15 protein-coding genes are annotated in these 18,595 nt (G+C 72.3%); 8 read left to right on the top strand and 7 right to left on the bottom strand.

Annotation, left to right across the window (positions count from 1 at the left end; all coding sequences use genetic code 11):
• The first annotated feature begins 24 nt into the window (after window positions 1–24).
• The 3 genes from BM144_RS14285 to BM144_RS14275 all read left to right on the top strand — a co-directional run bounded on the left by BM144_RS14285 (window position 25) and on the right by BM144_RS14275 (window position 5,622).
• Window positions 25–636 (top strand): methylated-DNA--[protein]-cysteine S-methyltransferase, encoded by a 612-nt coding sequence (locus BM144_RS14285; protein WP_092953418.1) that lies wholly within the window; start codon window positions 25–27, stop codon window positions 634–636.
• Entirely contained in the window at window positions 633–1,547 is a 915-nt protein-coding gene (locus tag BM144_RS14280; RefSeq protein ID WP_245783666.1) for a DMT family transporter, read from the top strand. Before BM144_RS14285 ends, BM144_RS14280 begins: the two co-directional genes overlap by 4 nt.
• 217 nt (window positions 1,548–1,764) lie before the next feature.
• On the top strand, window positions 1,765–5,622 hold the full coding sequence (locus BM144_RS14275) for an EAL domain-containing protein (protein WP_175526028.1): 3,858 nt from the start codon (window positions 1,765–1,767) through the stop codon (window positions 5,620–5,622).
• 121 nt (window positions 5,623–5,743) lie between these two features.
• Here BM144_RS14275 and BM144_RS14270 read toward each other — a convergent pair whose 3' ends face one another.
• Window positions 5,744–7,690 carry a propionate--CoA ligase gene (locus BM144_RS14270; RefSeq protein WP_092953414.1) on the bottom strand — a complete coding sequence of 649 codons (1,947 nt, stop codon included), beginning with the start codon at window positions 7,688–7,690 and terminating at the stop codon, window positions 5,744–5,746.
• A gap of 231 nt (window positions 7,691–7,921) precedes the next feature.
• Entirely contained in the window at window positions 7,922–8,530 is a 609-nt protein-coding gene (locus tag BM144_RS14265; protein ID WP_092953412.1) for an isochorismatase family protein, read from the bottom strand.
• Between the two features lie 626 nt (window positions 8,531–9,156).
• Between BM144_RS14265 and BM144_RS14260 the strand changes: the two genes are divergently transcribed.
• Window positions 9,157–9,741: a C40 family peptidase gene (locus tag BM144_RS14260; protein WP_092953690.1), complete on the top strand. Its 585-nt coding sequence runs from the start codon at window positions 9,157–9,159 to the stop codon at window positions 9,739–9,741.
• 78 nt (window positions 9,742–9,819) lie between these two features.
• Here BM144_RS14260 and BM144_RS14255 read toward each other — a convergent pair whose 3' ends face one another.
• The gene (locus tag BM144_RS14255) at window positions 9,820–10,194 is read right to left on the bottom strand and encodes a hypothetical protein (RefSeq protein WP_139225723.1); all 375 of its coding nucleotides are present in this window, start codon (window positions 10,192–10,194) and stop codon (window positions 9,820–9,822) included.
• Between the two features lie 286 nt (window positions 10,195–10,480).
• On the opposite strand from BM144_RS14255, the gene BM144_RS14250 reads away from it, so the two are divergent.
• From BM144_RS14250 to BM144_RS14235, 4 genes are all read left to right on the top strand, one after another.
• Entirely contained in the window at window positions 10,481–10,735 is a 255-nt protein-coding gene (locus tag BM144_RS14250; protein WP_092953408.1) for a GlsB/YeaQ/YmgE family stress response membrane protein, read from the top strand.
• A gap of 159 nt (window positions 10,736–10,894) precedes the next feature.
• Window positions 10,895–11,392, top strand: a complete 498-nt coding sequence (locus BM144_RS14245; protein WP_092953687.1) for a hypothetical protein — start codon at window positions 10,895–10,897, stop codon at window positions 11,390–11,392.
• A gap of 101 nt (window positions 11,393–11,493) precedes the next feature.
• Complete coding sequence (locus tag BM144_RS14240) at window positions 11,494–14,430, top strand: DEAD/DEAH box helicase (RefSeq protein WP_092953406.1); 2,937 nt, start codon at window positions 11,494–11,496, stop codon at window positions 14,428–14,430.
• Window positions 14,431–14,447: 17 nt separating this feature from the next.
• Complete coding sequence (locus BM144_RS14235; protein WP_092953404.1) at window positions 14,448–14,972, top strand: EVE domain-containing protein; 525 nt, start codon at window positions 14,448–14,450, stop codon at window positions 14,970–14,972.
• A 33-nt stretch (window positions 14,973–15,005) separates the two neighbouring features.
• Here BM144_RS14235 and BM144_RS14230 read toward each other — a convergent pair whose 3' ends face one another.
• From BM144_RS14230 to BM144_RS23605, 4 genes are all read right to left on the bottom strand, one after another.
• Window positions 15,006–15,536: a hypothetical protein gene (locus tag BM144_RS14230; RefSeq protein ID WP_092953402.1), complete on the bottom strand. Its 531-nt coding sequence runs from the start codon at window positions 15,534–15,536 to the stop codon at window positions 15,006–15,008.
• Window positions 15,537–15,734: 198 nt separating this feature from the next.
• Window positions 15,735–16,799 carry a class I SAM-dependent methyltransferase gene (locus BM144_RS14225; RefSeq protein ID WP_092953684.1) on the bottom strand — a complete coding sequence of 355 codons (1,065 nt, stop codon included), beginning with the start codon at window positions 16,797–16,799 and terminating at the stop codon, window positions 15,735–15,737.
• A gap of 295 nt (window positions 16,800–17,094) precedes the next feature.
• A complete protein-coding gene (locus BM144_RS14220; RefSeq protein WP_092953400.1) occupies window positions 17,095–17,478 on the bottom strand; it encodes an immunity 22 family protein in 384 nt (127 codons plus the stop codon).
• 13 nt (window positions 17,479–17,491) lie between these two features.
• On the bottom strand, window positions 17,492–18,595 hold a 1,104-nt coding region (locus tag BM144_RS23605), incomplete at its 5' end, for an RHS repeat-associated core domain-containing protein (RefSeq protein ID WP_139225722.1).

Here is an 18,595-nt window from a genome sequence, read left to right as displayed (position 1 = left end):
CGATTTCTCTCAAAGGTTGCTCCCATGACCCGCCCGACCCCTCTTCCCCCCCTCGTGCAGACGCGCATCGCCACCCGGCTGGGCGATGTGCGCCTCGCCGCCTCGCCGCGGGGCCTGGCCGGCCTGTGGTTCGACGGCCAGCGCCACCAGCCCACCGATGCGCTCGACGGCCCCCGCGCCTGGCCCGCAGACGGCGCCCACCCCGTGCTGCGCGCGGCGGCGGCGCAGTTGACCGACTACCTGGAGGGGCGGCGCAACGGCTTCGATCTGCCGCTCGACCTGGTGGGCGGCACGCCCTTCCAGCAGGCCGTCTGGCAGGCGCTGTCGGCCATTCCGCACGGCGCCGTCACCAGCTACGCGGCGCTGGCCCGGGGGCTGGGGCGCCCGCTCGCGGTGCGCGCCGTGGGCGCGGCGGTGGGGCGCAACCCGGTGAGCGTGATCGTGCCGTGCCACCGCGTGCTGGGCTCGGGCGGCGCGCTCACGGGCTACGCGGGCGGGCTGCCGCGCAAGACGGCGCTGCTGCGGCTCGAAGGCGCCCTGCCCGAGAGCCTGCGCAGCCTGCCGCTCTGGCCGGAGGTGGATGCGGATGCGGGGCCGCCCGCGCGCACCCCGCTGGCCGCCGGGGTGGCCGCATGAGCGCCGCGCCCATGGGCTCCGGCACGCAGGCCGCGCACGGCTGGCTCGGCGAATTCGTGCTGCTGTCCGCGCTCTGGGGCGCGTCCTTCCTGTTCATGCGGCTGGGCGCGTCGGAGTTCGGCCCGCTCACCACGGCGGGGCTGCGCGTGGCGCTGGCCACGCTCTTCCTCTGGCCCATCCTGCTGCGGCAGGGCCAGTGGCCCGCGCTGCGCCGGCACTGGCGGCCCATCCTGCTGGCGGGGGTCATCAACTCGGCCATCCCGTTCGCGCTCTATGCGTGGGCGGTGCTGCACATCACCACGGGGCTCTCGTCCATCCTGAACGCCACCGTGCCGCTGTTCGGCGCGCTGGTGGCCTGGATCTGGCTGGGCGACCGCATCGGCCGGCTGCGCTGGGTCGGGCTGGCGCTGGGCTTCGCGGGCGTGGCGCTGCTGGCGTGGCGCGCGCCCACGGCCATCGGGTTCCGCTCGGGCCACGCGGGCTGGGCGGTGGCGGCCTGCCTGCTGGCCACCACCTGCTACGCGGTGGCGGCGAGCTTCGCGCGGCGCTACCTCACGGGCCTGCCGCCGCTCGCCACGGCCACGGGCAGCCAGCTCGGGGCGGCGCTCGCGCTGGCGGTGCCGGCGCTCTGGTTCTGGCCGGCGCAGCCGCCGGGCCTGCGCGCCTGGGCCGCCGTCGTGGCGATCGCGGTGCTGTGCACGGGCATCGCCTACATCCTCTACTTCCGGCTCATCGCGCATGCCGGGCCCAGCCGCGCGCTGGCCGTGACCTTCCTCGCGCCCGTGTTCGCGGTGCTCTACGGCGTGGTCTTCCTCGGCGAGGCCGTGACACCGTGGATGGTGGGCTGCGGGCTGGTCATCGTCTGCGGGACCATGCTGTCCACCGGCCTGATCGGGCCGCGCAAGCGCTGAGCAGGCGGCAGGGAGTCCGCGGGCCCGCCATGGCGGTGCCGTGCGCCTCGGCGGATCGCCCGGCCGGCACCGGCTGTGGAAACGGGACAACGCCTGCGGCCGAGCCGGCGTCCGGACCGCCTAAACTCTGCCGTCATGCCCGCCCCCGCCCGCCTCGCACGCCACTGCACCGCCGTCCCGGCAGGCTTTCACGGTGGCCCGCCGCGGCCCGCGCCCCATGCCGACTGACACCGGTTTTCCTCCGATCTGGGCCGCCATGGCGCTCGTGGCGGCGCTGGCTGCCCTGCCCGCACGCTGGCTCGGCGCCGCGTCGCCGTCCCGCCGCGCGCTGCCCGTGGTCTCGGGCCTGGCGTCGGGGATCGCGGCCTGTGTTCCGCTGGCCTCCGGCCTCTGGGCCGATGCCGTGCCAACGGCCGTCGCCGGGCTGTGCTTCGGCCCGCTGGCCGCCGCCGTGAGCGCGCTGGTGGCCGCGCTGGGTGTCGCGGCCCTGGCCCCGGCCGCCGCCGGCACGGGCGCCGGGCTGGCGGCCACCGCCGCGGCCCTGGGTTGCGCCTGGGGCGTGCTGCGCCGCAGCCGCCGGCCGCTGGCCGCGTGGCTGGCGCTGGCCGGCCTCGCCGCCACGCTGCTGCCGGCCCTCTTTCTCTGGACGGGTGAGCCACCCGCAAGCGCGCTGGCATGCCTGCTGGTGCTGGGCGGCGGCGCGCAACTGGTGCTGGCGCGCGCCGCCGCGACCGAAGCCCTGCAGCGCCAGCAGGCCGAACTGCGCGCCATGCTCGACGCCACGGGCGGCGGCCGCTGGGAATGGAACGTGCCCGAGCGCCGTGCCCGCCACCAGGGCCGTTTCTACGAAGCCTTCGGCGCCCCCGAAGCCGAGGCCAGCGCGGCGGCCGGGGCCGCGCGCGGCCTGCCGCCGGCCACCTCGGCCGTGCAGCGCTGGGCCGAGCGGCGCCATCCCGACGACGCCGAGCGCATCGCCGCCCACCTGCAGCGCGCGGTGGAGGGCCATGAAGACAGCTTCACCGCCGAATACCGCATGCGCGACAACGAGGGCCGCTGGCGCTGGGTGATGTCGCGCGGGCAGGTGGCCGAGCGCGACGCCCAGGGCCGCGTGGTGCGGCTGGTGGGCGTGCACCTGGACGCCACCTCCCTGCACGAGGTGCAGGACGCGGCGCGGCTGTCCGCGGAGCAGCATTCCATCGTCTACCAGATGCTGCCCGACGCCGCGGCCATCACGCGCACCGAGGACGGCCGCTACCTGGACGTGAACCCCGCCTTCACCGAACTCTTCGGCGTGGCACGCGGCGAAGCCGTCGGCCGCACGTCCATGGAGCTGGGCATCTGGGCCTCGCCGCAGGAGCGCAGCCGCATGGTGGCGCTGCTGCGCCAGCACGGCCAGGTGGACAAGATCCCGATGCAGGCGCGCCGCGGCACGCGGCCGATCCCGGGGCTCTTCTCGGCGCGCATGGTGCGCATCGGCGCGGAGGACTGCCTGGTCTCGGTTTTCCAGGACATCTCCGAGACCGAGCGCGCGCACGACCGCCTGGCCACCGCCCACAACCTGCTGGTGCAGGCCGGCCGAATGGCGCGCCTGGGCGCCTGGGAGCACGTGCGCGACCAGGGGCTGGTGTACTGGTCGGACGTGTGCTTCGACATGCACGGCGTGCCGCGCGGCGCGCCCCTGCCGCGGCCCGGCGAGTACATCGAAAACTTCGTGGCGCAGCCCTTCCGGGAAGGGCTGAGGGCGCTGTTCCGCCATGGCCACGAGCACGCGGTGGAGTGGCACACCGAGGTGCAGATCCTGCGCCGCGACGACGGCCGCGCCGTATGGGTGCGCGTGCGCGCCGAGCCGGTCATGGACGGCGGCCGGGTCACGGGCATGCGCGGCGTGATGCAGGACATCGACGAATCGCGGCGCGCCGCCGAGCGGCTCAACCAGTCCGAGGACCGCTTCACGCGCATCTTCGAGCTGATGCCCTACCCCGTCGTGCTCTCGCGGCGCGACGACGGCGCCTACCTGGCCGTGAACACCGCGTGGGAGGCGCTCATGGGCGTGCCGCGCGCGCAGGCGCTGGGCCGCACCGCGGTGGAGCTGGGCCTGCTGTCGTCCGAGGGGCGCTCCGAACTGCTGGCCTCGATGGGCGACCGGACCGTGCACGACGCGCTGGAGATCTCCGTGCAGACGCGCACCGGCGGCACCCGAACGCTGCTGCAGTCGGTGCAGGCGACCGAACTCGACGGCGTGCCCGTGTGGCTTTTCTCGGCCCACGACATCACCGAGCGCAAGCGCGACGAGGACCGTATCCGCGAGCGCGAGGCCGTGCTCTCACTCACGCTCTCGGCCGCCTCGCTCGGCCTCTGGGACTGGGACCTGGCGAGCGGCCTCGTCTCGGGCGATGCGCGCTGGCGCGAACTGCAGGGGCTGCCGCCCCCGGACGGCGGCACCCCGGCGGGCGTGCACTGGACCAGCGGCATGGCGCCGTCCGACATCGACAACGTCACCGCCGAGCTGGAGCGCCACGTGGCCCAGCCGGCCACGCACTTCGACGCCACCTGGCACGTGGCCGCCGGCCCCTCCGCGCCGCCGGGCGCCCCGGCGGGCGGCGGCGCGGCCTCGCCCACCGGGGCGCCCGCGGGCCGCTGGGTGCGCAACCTCGGCAAGATCGTGGCCCACGACGAGCGCGGCCGGCCCGCGCGCATGCTGGGCGTGGCCATCGACGTGACCAGCCAGCGCGTGCAGGAAGACATGCTGCACCAGCTCGCGCATTTCGACGCGCTCACCGGCCTGCCCAACCGCGTTCAGCTCGCGCGGCGCCTGGAGCAGTCGATGGCGCAGGCCGGCGCGCGCGAGCGGCTGCTGGGCGTGGCCTACCTGGACCTGGACGGCTTCAAGCCCGTCAACGACCGCCTGGGCCACAGCGCGGGCGACCGGCTGCTGGTGATCGTGGCGGGCCGCCTGACCCGCGCGCTGCGCCCTGTGGACTGCGTGGCGCGCCTGGGCGGCGATGAATTCGTCATCCTCCTGCCCGACCTGCGCTCGCGCACCGAGGCCGAGCACCTGCTGGAGCGGCTCATGGAAAGCCTCTCGGCGCCCTACACGCTGGGCACCGAGCGCGTCACCGTCACGGCCAGCGTCGGCTACACCCTCTACCCCGAGGACGGCGCCGACGCCGACACCCTGCTGCGCCATGCCGACCACGCCATGTACGGCGCCAAGCAGGGCGGACGCAACCGCGTGCAGGCCTTCGACGCCGCCCAGGAGCGCGACCGCGAGGCCCGGCACGCGCAGGCCGAGCAGATGCGCCAGGCCCTGGAGCAGGGCCAGTTCACGCTCTATCTGCAGCCCAAGGTGGACATGCGCGCCGGCACCATCGTGGGCGCCGAGGCGCTGGCGCGCTGGAACCACCCCGAGCGCGGCGTGCTCTCCCCCGGCGCCTTCCTGCCGCTCATCGAGAGCGCCGAGCTGGAGGCCACCTTCGGCGAATGGGTGGTGGACGCCGCGCTGGAGCGCATCGCAGCGCTGCACGAGGGCGGGCTGGAATTGCCCGTGAGCGTGAACATCTCCGCGCGCCACCTGCAGCAGGAAGGCTTCGCATGCTGGCTGGCCGGCCGCATCGCACAGCGCCCCGGCATGCCGCCGCGCCTGCTCGACCTGGAGATCACCGAAAGCGCCGCGCTCTACGACATCGAGCACGTCGCGCCGCAGCTCTGGCAGCTGCGCGAACTCGGCGTGACCGTGTCGCTGGACGATTTCGGCACCGGCTATTCGTCGCTCTCGTACCTGCGCCGCCTGCCCATGGACACGCTCAAGCTCGACCAGAGCTTCGTGCACGGCATGATGATCGACCGCGGCGACTTCGCCATCGTGCAGGGCGTGATCGGCCTCGCCTACTCCTTCGACTACTCCATCGTGGCCGAAGGCGTGGAAACCGAAGAACAGGGCCTCACGCTGCTGAGCCTGGGCTGCACGCTGGCGCAGGGCTACTTCATCTCCCGGCCCATGCCGGCGCAGGATTTTCCGGAATGGGCCGCGCAGTGGCAGGCGCCCGCCACCTGGCGCACCGTGGACGCGGGCTGAGGCGGCAACCGGCACCCACGGCGGTAAAAAGCCTCCATGCCGCCGGATCCATTGAATAGTTTGCTATTTAAAAGATAGCAAACCACTCCCCGATCCGCGGGCTCCCCGGGCCCGCCGCACCTCAGCCGGTCGCGCCCAGCATGTCTTTCACCTGCTGCAGCGCCGACGGGTCTTCCATCGTCGTGAGGTCGCCCGGATCGCGGCGCTCGGCCACCGCCTGCAGCGCGCGGCGCAGCAGCTTGCCGCTGCGGGTCTTGGGCAGCAGCGACACGAAGAGCACGCGCGAGGGGCGCGCCACGGCGCCCAGGCGCTGATCGACGAGCTGCATTACCTCGCCTTCGAGCCGGCGGCGGCCGGCCTCGTCGGCCACGGCGGCGGGGTCGCGCGCCACGGCGAAGGCCATCGCCACCTGGCCCTTGAGCGCATCGGCCACGCCCACGACCGCCACCTCGGCCACCTGCGGATGGGCGGCGATGCTTTCCTCGATTTCGCGCGTGCCCAGGCGGTGGCCAGCCACGTTGATCACGTCGTCGGTGCGGCCCAGGATGAAGTAGTAGCCGTCCTCGTCGCGGATGCCCCAGTCGAAGGTGCTGTAGACGAGGCGGCCCGGGATGCTCTTCCAGTAGGTCTGCACGAAGCGCTCGTCGTCGCGCCAGACGGTCTGCATGCAGCCGGGCGGCAGCGGCCCCTCGATGGCGAGCACGCCTTTCCGGTTCGGGGCCGTGAGTTCCTCGCCGGTGGCCTGGTCGAGCAGCTTCACGTCGTAGCCGTACATCGCCTTGCCGGGGCTGCCGGGCCGCGCGGGCTGGGGCTCCACGCCGTTGGCGAGCGTGAGGATGGGCCAGCCCGTCTCGGTCTGCCAGTAGTTGTCCACGATGGGCACGCCCAGCGCATCGCCGATCCACCGCGCCGTGGGCGCATCGAGTGGCTCGCCCGCGAGCCACAGCGCTTTCAGGCTGGAGAGGTCGTAGCGGCGCAGCCACTCGGGGTCCTGCTTCTTGAGCACGCGCACCGCCGTGGGCGCGGAGAACATGTGCGTGACGCGGTGGCGCTCCACGGTGCGCCACCACACGCCCGCGTCGGGGCGGGTCGGCAGGCCCTCGTACATCACCGTCGCCATGCCCGCGATCAGCGGGCCGTAGACGATGTAACTGTGGCCCACCACCCAGCCGATGTCGCTGGTGGCGAAGAAGACGCCCGGGCGGTCGGTGCCGCCGCCCTCCCCTGCCGCCGGCCCGTCCGCCGCGGGCTCCACCCCGAAGATGTGCCGCATGCTCGCCGCCAGCGCCACCGCGTAGCCGCCCGTGTCGCGCTGCACGCCCTTGGGCCGGCCCGTGGTGCCGCTGGTGTAGAGCGTGTAGCTCGGGTGCGCGGCGTCCAGCCATTCGCAGAGCACCCGGGCATCGCGGTGCTGCTCGCGCAGCGTGGCCCAATCGTGGTCGCGGCCGGGCACGAGCGGCAGGGGCGCGAGGCCCCGGTCCACCAGCAGCACCGCGCGCGGCGGGTGCGCCGCGAGGCGCAGCGCCTCATCGAGCAAGGGCTTGTAGGGCACGACCTTGCCGCCGCGCGAGCCCGCGTCGGCGCTCACCACCACCACGGGCCCGGCATCGTCGATGCGCGACGCCAGCGCGCCGGCGGCGAACCCGCCGAACACCACCGAATGCAGTGCGCCGATGCGCGCGCAGGCCAGCATCGCGAAAGCGGCCTCGGCCACCATGGGCATGTAGATCAGCACGCGGTCGCCGCGCTCGACCCCCAGCGCGCGCAGCACGGCCGCCATGCGCTGCACCTCGGCGTGCAGCTCGGCGAAGGTATAGGTGCGCTCGGTGTCGGTCTCCGACGAGATCGCGATCAGCGCGGGCTGGCCGGCGCGCCGGGCCAGGTGCCGGTCCACCGCGTTGTGGCAGAGGTTGGTCGTGCCGCCCGAGAACCAGCGCGCGAAGGGCGGCCGGTCGTATTCGCAGATGTGCGCGGGGGGCGTCTGCCAGTCGATGAGGCGGGCCTGTTCGGACCAGAAGGCGTCGCGCTCGTCGAGCGAGCGGCGGTGGAAGTCGGCGTAGCGGGGCATGGGTGCGAGTCTCCGGTCCGGCCGCATCCGCAGGCACGGCCGGCGGTGCAGCCTGTGATGGCTGAAGCCGCCATTCTTCAGTCCGCGCTTGCGGGAACCTGACACGCGCGGCACAGCGGGGCATCCCGCGCCGGCACGGGCACAGGCGTCCGCCCGGTTCCTATCGGTTTCGCCGGCCCACCGCGGCCACGCCCGCCGGTTGCCGGCCCGGGCGCGGGGCCTCGACCGCGGTCACTTCACCAGGGCCAGCAGTTCCTTGAAATCGGGGTGCTCAGCGGTGCGCGCCCATTCGAACACCACCATCTCGGTGGTGAGCAGTTCCGCCCCGGCGCCGGCCAGGCGGTCGAAGGCGGCATCCCGGTTGCGGTCGGTGCGCGAGCCGCAGGCGTCGGTCACCACCCACACGTCGAATTCATCCTCGATGAGCTGCAGGGCGGTCTGCAGCAGGCAGACGTGGGCCTCGCAGCCGGCCAGCACGATGGCCGGCCGCTCGGGGGCCGCGGGCTGGGCGGGCTTTTGCAGATGGCGCGGCAGGCTGCGCGCGTTGCCGCCCTGGACAGGCCGCGGCGCGGGGCGCAGCCACTCGCCCAGCCCTTCCTCGACCGCCCCGAACTGCATCTTGGCGAGCGTGCGGCGGCAGGCGGCACGCAGCGCCGCATCGTTGGGCCCCAGCCGCGAGGGGTTTTGCTCGGTGCCCCAGACGGGCACGTCCAGCAGCTGTGCGGCCTGGGCCAGGCGCCGCGCGTTGGCCAGCACCGCCTCGCCATCGGCGATGACCGGCATCAGCCGCTCCTGGTAGTCCACGAGAACGAGTTGGGATTCTTCGGCGTCAAGCAACATGAGAGGGCAACCAGCAAGGAAAGGGAGGGACGCAGTGCAAGGCGGGCAGGGGGAGAACAGCGGCCGGGCCTGCGCAACGGAAAAGCGGGGATTGTCGCAGCCGCGATCGAGTCACGGCAGATCCGACGCCGGGAGAAACCCATCCAGGGCCGCAGCCACCCGAATGCGGGTGCCGATCGCGGCGCTACGCCCTGCGTGGAGGATGAAAAATCGCCGATACGGCATCGAATCGGCCGTTCCGTACAGAGGAAAAGACCATACGAACCGCCATCCACCCGCATCCTGCTCGGCAGCATGTAAGCAGGCATTACGGAGCCGATAAGCCGCTCTAAATCGACCGACTCGGAAACCGGCGGGCGACCCATTTACCGATGCGCAGCCACTACAAAATCGGCCAATGTCCAGCTCCATGTCGCCAAAATCACCGAAACCACGCCCAAGTGTTTCTTTCTTGCAATATCGGCGTGCGGCGCCGTAGGAGGTTGCCTACAAGACATGGAGACCGGGCCGCTCAACCCAGCGCGGTTGCAGCGCAGCATTCCTCATAGCCAAAAGCCATGAAGCAAGACCTGCTGCTACATTTTTTGCAATTGGGCCGGCCGGATCGCGTGTTATCTTCGCGCCCCATGTCACGTTGGTTTTGCCTTTTGTTACTTGTTTGCGCTACCGCCCATAGCGCTCCGAACAACAACGCTACCACCCCCGCCGCGGATGAGCTGGACCGGTTCCTGATAGACCGTCACCATGTGCTCAGCCAGTTGCGCGAGGTGCGGACGACCGTGCAGGACCGCACGGGAGACCTTATTTCCACCGCCATGGGCTTTCTGGGTGTGCCCTACCGCCGCGGTGGCAACGATGCCGACACGGGTTTCGATTGCAGCGGTTTCATCCGCGCCATCTACGGCCAAACCATCGGCCTGGCTCTGCCCCGGCGCGCCAATGAGCAGGCCGCGGCCACCGAGACGATCGACAAGAAAGATCTCAAGGCCGGCGACCTCGTCTTCTTCAACACCATGCGCCGGGCCTACAGCCACGTGGGCCTGTACCTCGGCGAAGGCAAGTTCATCCATGCCCCCCGCAGCGGCGCCGAAGTCCGCGTGGAGGACATGAGTGCCTCGTACTGGCAACGCCGTTTCAACGGCGCCCGCCGCGTCCTGAACGAAGACGAAGGCAACCTGCCTTCCGCTTCGGCCCAGAACCCGGTCAACTGACCCCTTGGCGCAGGCCTTCTGCGCAGGGTTACGCGAACAGCCCGGCCCTGCCGGGCTTTTTGCCGTCTGGCGACAGCGTCAAGGCCGGACCACCGTCCGGGTTTCGGTTTCCTTGATGGGGCCGCCCGTCACGTTCACGGGGCGCGCATCGGGGTTGCGCCGCAGGGACCGGGCCTCCGCCATGTCGGCCTGGTAGCGCTTGCGCGCCTCCGACTCGCATGCCTTGCGTGTGGGCGCACCGCCCTGCCGGCATTCTTCGAGCGCCACCTTCAGGCCACCGCCGGCTTCGCGGATGGCGGACTGGTAGCGCTGCTCGGCCGTGGTGTCCGGGCGGCCGCCGCGGGCCAGGGAGGCATCGTCCACACGGGCCGGGGGAGCCGCCGACACGGCGGATACTGCCACGGCCAGCGCAGGCGCCAGGGACCACCGCAGGAGAAGAGATCGATTGCGCATCCGGGAATCCTTTCTTCGGATTGCAGGTGCCGCAACGATAAAGCCGGCCCCGCCGCGGCACGCGCCGGAAGCCGGCCCGACGCCCTGTGGGAAGCATCCCACACCACGGCCGGGCTGGCGGACCGCTCCGGGCCACGCCCCGGGCCCGCCGCGGCCCCACAGCGCAGGGCGCGTTGTCCGACAGGGACGGCACCGGCCTGCCGGTTAGATTGGCGCCACCACGGGGTGGCCGACGGCCGCACCGCTTCTCCAACCCCTTCCTTTTTTGTTTGAAAGACATCCTGCCATGTTCTCGCTGCTCGGAACCCTGATCGTCGGCCTCGTCGTGGGCCTGCTCGCCCGCGCGCTCAAGCCCGGGGACGACAAACTCGGCTGGATCATGACCATGCTGCTCGGCGTGGCCGGATCGTTCCTCGCCACCTACGTGGGTGTCGCCATGGGCTGGTACCAGCAGGGCGAAGCGGCCGGCTGGATCGCATCCGTGGTCGGTGCCATCGTGCTGCTGGCCATCTACGGCATGGTCAGGAGCAAGTCCCGCTGAGAACCCGGTCCCCGGGGCGGCGAACCCGGGGGACCACGTCCCTTCCTCCACCCCCTTCTGCATCGTTTCCGAACCGTGACGGCACGCTCCACCCCCGAACCCCAAGACGACGGCGCTCCGCACCGGCCCCGTGCTGGCAAGGCGCCCGATGCCCAGGCGCTGGCCGACGGCCACCCCGCCCTGCTCGCCGCCGTGGAGCGCAGCCGCAAGCTGCTGCACCGCCGGGCGCTCATGGCGGCCGCCGCCGGCGTGGTGCCTGTGCCCGGGCTCGACTGGGCCGTGGACGCGGCGCTGCTGACCCGGCTCATCCCGCAGATCAACGCGGAGTTCGGCCTCACGCCCGAGCAGATCGACCGGCTCACCCCGCACAAGCGCGAGCAGGTGCAGAAGGCCGTGACGATGGTGGGCTCGGCCCTGGTCGGCCGCATGGTCACGCGCGAACTGGTGATGCGCGCGCTGCGCCTGATCGGCGTGCGCCTGACCGCGCAGCAGGCCGCCAAGTTCGTGCCGCTGGCGGGGCAGGCGGTGTCGGCCGCGCTGGGCTATGCCACCCTGCGCTACCTGGGCGAGATGCACCTGCGCGACTGCGTGCAGGTGGCCAAGGCCGCGGGACTGCAGTTGCCGGCGCCCGCCGACCCCGGCAAGCACCATGGTTAATGCTATTTAATTCATAGCAAACTATTCAATGGATACGGCGGCATGGAGGGGTTTCTGCCCCAACATTCGCCGACGGCCCGCTGCGGCGGCACAATGCGGCGATGCCCCGCCCGCGCAGCGCCCCCGTCCCCTCCCCGCCGCCTGCGCCGCGCGAAGAGGCCATCGGGGCCTGGGTCACGGCCCTGCGTGCCCAGGGCGGGCCGGCATCGCTGGCCCACCTGCCGCCGCTCACCGCCCCGGAAGCCGAACGCGCGATGGCGCGCCTGCGCGAAGGCCCCGCGCCTGCCATCGCCGGCGCCCCCGCGGCACCCACCCCCCAGGCTGCGCCCGCCGGGCCCGCGAGCGCCCCTGAGGGCACACCGCCAACGGCCACCGCCCGGCACCCCGCACCGGCACCGTTCCAGCCGCGGCTCACGCTGCGCACGCTCGGCCGTGGCGACGGGTTGCTCGGCATGCGCGCGCACGGCGGCATCGGCCCGCGCGGGGGCAACGTCACGCTGGCGCAGGTGGATTGGACCTATCGGCTGGACGACGGCAACGTCTGGGAAGCGCCCGCGCCGGTCAGCGTGCTCAACACCCGGCCGCCCGTGCGCACCGCCGCGCCCGGCATGGCCGGCGGCTGGCTGCACCGCGACGTGCGTGCCGAAGCCAACGCCATCGACACCCTGCGCGATACCGGCCTGGTGCCCGTGCCGGCCGACCGCCTGCAGTGGCGCGCGCCCGGGCAGAGCCTGGGCCTGGTCGGCAGCGCACTGGCCGGACAGGGCCTGCCGCTGGACGAACCCCTGTCCCTCCCCCAGCCGCCCGCCGGCCCGCTCTGGACCCTCCCGCAGGAGGCCGCCTTCGGCGACTTCTGGGCCGACACCGTGCCCCGGCTGCAGGCGCTGGGCTGGGCCGTGGTGGTGCGGCCGGGCTTCGCCCATGAAAGCGTGCCGGTGCAGCGCTGGCGCATCGTGCTCGACCGCGCCACGGGAGACGTCGTGGGCAAGGAAGCCGGCCCGCTCGCGCCGCGGGCCCGCGCCGTGCAGAAGCTGCGCCTGCCCGAGCGCGAGGGCGCCTGGCTGCTGAGCCTGGGCGTGGAGATCGACGGCGAGACGCTGGACCTCGCTCCCATGGTGGCCGACCTGCTGCGGCGCGACCCGCGCTGGCTCGATGCGCGCGAACTGGCCGCCATCGACGACCACGCCACCATCCGCCTGCGCGCGCCCGGCGGCCGCCGCATCGACGCGCCCGCCGCGCCGCTCAAGGCCATCGTCGGCGCCATGGTGGACCTGCTCACCGACCCGGCCCTGCACCAGCGCCAGCCCGGCGACCCGTTGCACCTGGGTGCCTGGGAGGCGCGCCGCATCGAAGCCCTGCGCGCCGCGCTCGACCAGAGCGGCCGCGTGGCCCGCCAGCAGGCCCACACCGGCCGCGACCACGCCTGGCAACTGCAGGGCGACGCGGGCCTGGCGCACCTGGCCGGCCGCCTGCAGGCGCTGGGCACGCCCCAGCCCGTGGCACCGCCCGCGGGGCTGGCCATCACGCTGCGCCCCTACCAGCGCGAGGGCCTCGCCTGGCTGCAGTACCTGCGCGCGCAGGGCCTGGGCGGCATCCTGGCGGACGACATGGGCCTGGGCAAGACCGCGCAGGCCCTGGCGCACATCCTGGCCGAGAAGGAGGCCGGCCGCCTGCGGCAGCCCGCGCTGGTGGTCGTGCCGACCTCGCTGCTCTTCAACTGGCAGGCCGAGGCCGCGCGCATGGCGCCGGGCCTGCGCGTGCTGGCCCTGCACGGCCCCGACCGGGCGCAGGACTTCCTGCAGGCGCCGGGGCACGATCTGGTGCTGACCACCTACCCGTTGCTCTGGCGCGATGCCGAAGCGCTGGCCGCGCAACCCTGGCACCTGCTCATCCTCGACGAAGCGCAGATGGCCAAGAACGCCGGCAGCCGCGGCGCCCGCGCGCTGCGGCAGCTGCGCGCCAGCCACCTGCTGTGCCTGACCGGCACGCCGCTGGAGAACCACCTGGGCGAGCTGTGGGCGCATTTCGACTTCCTGATGCCGGGCTTCCTGGACGATGCGCGCAGCTTCGCGCAGCGCTGGCGCAAGCCCATCGAAGAGAACGGCGAGACCCTGCGCGCGCAGTTGCTGGCCCAGCGCGTGCGCCCCTTCATCCTGCGGCGCCGCAAGGACGACGTGGCGCCCGAACTGCCGCCGCGCACCACCATCCCCCAGCGCGTCACCCTCCAGGGCCGCCAGCGCGAGCTGTACGAGGCGGTGCGCACCGGCGCCGACAAGCAGGTGCGGCGCGTGCTGGAGCGCCAGGGCTTCGACGGCGGCCTGATCACCATCCTGGATGCGCTGCTGAAGCTGCGCCAGGTGTGCTGCGATCCGCGCCTGGTGAAAGGCGTGCCGCCCACGCCCGGCATGGAAAGCGCCAAGCTCGACCGACTGGCCGAGCTGCTGCCCGCGCTGCTGGACGAAGGCCGCCGCGTGCTGGTGTTCTCGCAGTTCACCGGCATGCTGGCGCTGGTGGCCGAGCGGCTGCAGGCCCTTGGCCTGCCATTCCTGTCGCTCACGGGCCGCACCGCGCCGGCGCAGCGCGGCGCCGTCGTGCAGCGTTTCCAGGACCCCGCCGCCGAAGGCAGCGCGCCCATCCTGCTCGCGAGCCTCAAGGCCGGCGGCACGGGCCTCAACCTCACGGCCGCCGACACCGTCATCCACCTCGACCCCTGGTGGAACCCCGCAGTCATGGAACAGGCCACGGCGCGCGCCCACCGCATCGGGCAGGACAAGCCGGTCTTCATCCACCACCTGGTCGTGGAAGGCAGCATCGAGGAGCGCATGCTCGAATTGCAGGCCCGCAAGCAGGCCCTCACCGAAGGCGTGCTGGGCAGCGACGCGGCGGGCGCCGTCAAATTCGGCGAAGACGACCTGCGCGCCCTGCTCGCGCCGCTCTCCGAGCCGCGCAACAATCCGCTGGCCATCGCCGCCGAAGACGACCCGCGCTGGGGCGGCACCGGGCGCCGGCGCCCGGCCCGCGCCACCGGCCAAACCTAGCCGCAAGAATCCCGCCCATGCCCTCCCAAGCCGCTCCTGCTTCCACCGATCTCGACCCCGGCCGTGATGGCGCCCCGCGCTACTGGCTCATGAAATCCGAGCCCGAGGAATGCTCCATCGACGACGCGCTCGCCGCGCCCGGCGCCACCGTGCCCTGGACCGGCGTGCGCAACTACCAGGCGCGCAATTTCATGCGCGACGGCATGCGGGTGGGCGACGGCGTGCTCTTCTACCACTCGAGCTGCGCCGAACCGGGCATCGCCGGCATCGCGCGCGTGGCCTCGGGCACGCGGCCCGACCCCACGCAGTTCGACCCGGCATCGCCCTACCACGACCCGAGGTCGCCGCCGGACCGGCCACGCTGGCTGCTGCTGGACGTTCAGGCCCTGCGCAAGACACGGGTGGTCGGCCTGGCCGAGCTGCGGCAGCATCCCGCCCTGGCAGACATGCGCGTGCTGCAGCGCGGCAACCGGCTGTCGATCACGCCGGTGGAGCCGGCGGAGTGGGACGCCATCGTCCAGGGCCTGCTGGCCGGCGAATGACCGGTGCCCGGCGGCCGGAAGGCCGCCAGAGGATCAGAACCGGAAATCCACCGTCTTCGGGTCCTTGCCGACCATCACGGTCTGGCGCTTCTCCTTGTCGCCGGAACGCACCTCGATCTCGTAGCTGCCTGCGGGCAGGTCCAGCAGGCAGACGGGGCCGGAGGCCGTGAAGGTCAGCGACTCGGCATCGCCCCACCCCTGCGGCACGAGCTTGACCTCCACATCCGCCAGGTAGGCGCCCCCGGCCGCGGCGAACAGCAGCGACAGCGGGTGGTCCTTCATCGCCGCGCGCATCGCGGACGATTCATCCACGCTGATCCCGCCGCAGGTGTAGCGCAGCTTGCCCTGGGTCTTGGTCACGGGGAGCGCAGAAGCGGGGGTGGCGGAGCCGTTGCCCGTGGCGATGGGAACGGGCTGCGGGAGGTTCTGGGGTTGCGCCATGGCGGGGAATGCGGTCAAGGCGGCAACGACGCAGGCCACGGCCGGAATGAGGCGGGCGCCGGAACGCCGCGAGGGCGAGGCGGTGGGGTGCTGTGGAAAAGCCGCGATGGTTTTGAGTTGCAAGGTGGGCCTCCTGGAATGGGGATTGGGCTGGGCAGTCGCGCTGCGCAGCGGACAGGCTTCGCGCCTACGGAAGAGCCACCATGCTGCCGCCCGCTGCGTGCCAGGCGTGTCGGTGCAGGTTGTACGCCCCTGTCGGCATGCAACGCTGGCATCGCACGGATGCGTTGCTGCGCGCTGCCGGTCCCGCCGCCGCAGAATTCACTCCCCGTCGTACACGTACACCCCCACTTTCAGCGCCCGCCCCTCCTCCACATCCGCGAACACCGCCGGGTTCGCCACCCGCTCCACGAACCGCATCCCCGGCGCGTGCTCGCGCACCAGCGCGTGCAAAAACTCCATGTCCAGCTCGGGCGCGTTAAGGCACAGCAGCGCATGGCCGCCGGGCAGCAGCAGGTCGGGCAGGCGGCGCACCAGGCGGGCGTAGTCCTTGGTGGCGACGAAGCTGCCCTTCTGGTAGCTGGGCGGGTCGGCGATCACGAGGTCGTAGGGGCCTCCGCGGGTGATCTTTCCCCAGCTGCTGAAGATGTCGTGCGCGAGGAAGCTCGCGCCGTGGTCGATGCCGTTCAGCCGGTGGTTCTGCTGGCCGATGGCGATGGCGCCGTGGCCCATGTCCACGTTCACCACCTGGGACGCGCCGGCCCGCAGGGCCGCCACGGAGAACGCGCAGGTGTAGGCAAACAGGTTCAGCACCTTGGGGGCGCGGCGGCTGCGCGGCGCGGCGGTGGCCGTCGCGGCAGCGGGGGTGGCCGTGGTGGCAGCGGCGTCGCCGTGCGATGGATCCGCCAGCCCGGCCGGCTCCGCGTTCCCGCCCTGGCGCGTGCGGCACAGCGCGGCGACGTGGCCTTGCACCCAGCGGCGGCCTTCCGCCATGTCGAGGAAGAGGCCGTGGTTCTGGCCCTTGAGCACGTGCACGCGGTAGCGGGCGCCGTTTTCGGTCACGGTGTGCACTTCGGGCACGCTGCCGTCCATGAGGCGCGTGTCGGCACGGCCCTGCAGGCGCAGCGCTTCGCCGCGGTGCTGGAAAACCCAGTTCAGCGGCTCGCCGGCCGGGGCGATCTGCGCCCAGCGCGCCTGCAGGGCGGCCTGCACGGCCGCCAGCTCGTCCTCGGCGGCCGGAGCGAAGCTCGTGAGCACGAAAACGGGCGGGTAGGCATCGAGCGCCCACTGCTCGCAGCCGGGGAACCGCCCTCCGCGGCCGTGGAAGATGCGCACCGCGTCGGTGGGCAGGGGCATGGAGGCAATGGCGGACAACAGGGCTTGCATGGGCGAGGGGCGCATCGGGACACGGCGCAAAGGGAGCGGGAGCGCGCCGGGCCTGGATCGGTCCCCGGCCCGCACCCGGGAAGGATGGACGGGGCAAAGGAGCGATCTTCTCCGATCTGCGGCCTGCCGCTGCCGCGGTGCTTGCGCGATGCCAACAAGGCCCGCGCCGCCCGGTCAGGCATCAAAAATGCTTCATGCCGCCGATTCCATTGAATAGTTTGCTATGTTTTCAATAGCAAACAGGTGCGCCATCGGCGGCCGCGGCGGCATGGCCCGCCCTGCCGCCCGCCCTCCGTCAATCGGCGAAGCTGCCGATGAACAACAGGCCGTTGTACCGTCGTCCGGGCTCCGGCTCCTCGAAGGTGGCGTTCTTGTAATAGAAGAGCGAGTTGCCTTCGGTCAGGCCTTTGGCGTAGCAGGCTTTGACGATGCGCGGCTCCAGGTCCAGGCTGCAGTCCACTTCCTTCACGAGTTCTTCCACCGGCACGGTGCGGTTGTCTTCGGTGCCGTAGGCCACGAAGAAATCGGTGTCGATGAAGTCCGCACCCAGGTCGGCCTGGATGGGGCTGCCGGACTGGTGCTCGTCCAGGCCCTCCAGGTAAGCGTTGAACTCCTCCAGGCTCTGGTGGGTGGTGCCCATCCAGACGGAGATGATTCCGGGGGTGTTGTCGTTCAGCATGGCAGGGGTCCTCCTAACAGAAACCTTTGGTCATCGCGGCACCGCCGCGCACGTAGCGGGCGCTGAAGCCCTTGATGCGCGCTATCGCGTCCGCCTTGGACGTGGCCGCGCGCAGTTCGGCGCTGAGTATCGAATGCGCCGCGGAGCTGGCGCGGCCCGATTGCCCGGCCGGCAGCTTGGCCCCGGTCGAATGCGGGCCAGACAGCACGCCGCCAGGGTTTTTCGGGTCGGGCACGTTGTCGAACCACACCTGGTCGCGCGGCGACGACATGCGCATCAGCTCCTCGTAGGAGAAGCCGAGCTGCTTGGCCTTCGCGGCTTCCGACACGGGGAACCATTCGTGCGCCCCGCCCTGCCCGCGCAAGGCGGCCTTGATGGCCTTTTGCGAGGTGGGATTCTCCATGGCGCTGGAGACCTGCTCCGGCGTGGCCTGGTTGAACCAGTCGCCGAAGCTGGCGGGCTGCCCGTCGCCGCCCCAGAGGCCCGCGGCCCAGCCCCACGGGTCGGTCCAGCCGGTCGGGTTGGGGGCGTACTGCTGCAGGTTGAGCCCACCCGCGAGCCCGATGGGGTCGGGGCTGATGAACCGCCCCATGTCCGGGTCGTAGTAGCGGAAGGTGTTGTAGTGCAGCCCGGTCTCACGGTCCAGGTACTGGCCCTGCAGCCGCAGGTTCTGCGCCAGCGGCTGGCCGACATGCCGCTGTTGCGCCGCGGGAATGGCACTGCCGTCCGCACGGACGGCGTCCCAGCGCTCCTCGATGGCACTGCCCCAGGTGCGGTAGCTCGCACGCCAGCGCACCTGGCCGCCTTCGTCGGTCACCTCCTCGGGCAGCCCGGACGGGTCGGTGTGGAAGTAGCTGATGCCGGAGGCGGCCGGCAAACGGCTGACAGCCTGGGTTTCAGCACTGGCGGAGCCGGGTGCCGCCAGCGGATTGGCCAGCAAGCCGGGGCCTGGCTGCGCGGCCGGCGGCCCCGGCTCCGCAAGCCGGTTCCCATCGGCATCGATGCGCGCGAGCGGCACGTAGCTGCCCGGCTCGTACACATAGCTCGCCACCTGCGCGCCGCGCCGCTCCTCGATGAGCCGCATGCCCTCCCAGATGAACGCCGTCTCGCCGAACGC

It is taken from the genome of Paracidovorax konjaci (assembly GCF_900112675.1).
Classification (GTDB): Bacteria; Pseudomonadota; Gammaproteobacteria; order Burkholderiales; family Burkholderiaceae_C; genus Paracidovorax; species Paracidovorax konjaci.
This window is presented reverse-complemented; position numbering and strand designations above follow the sequence as displayed.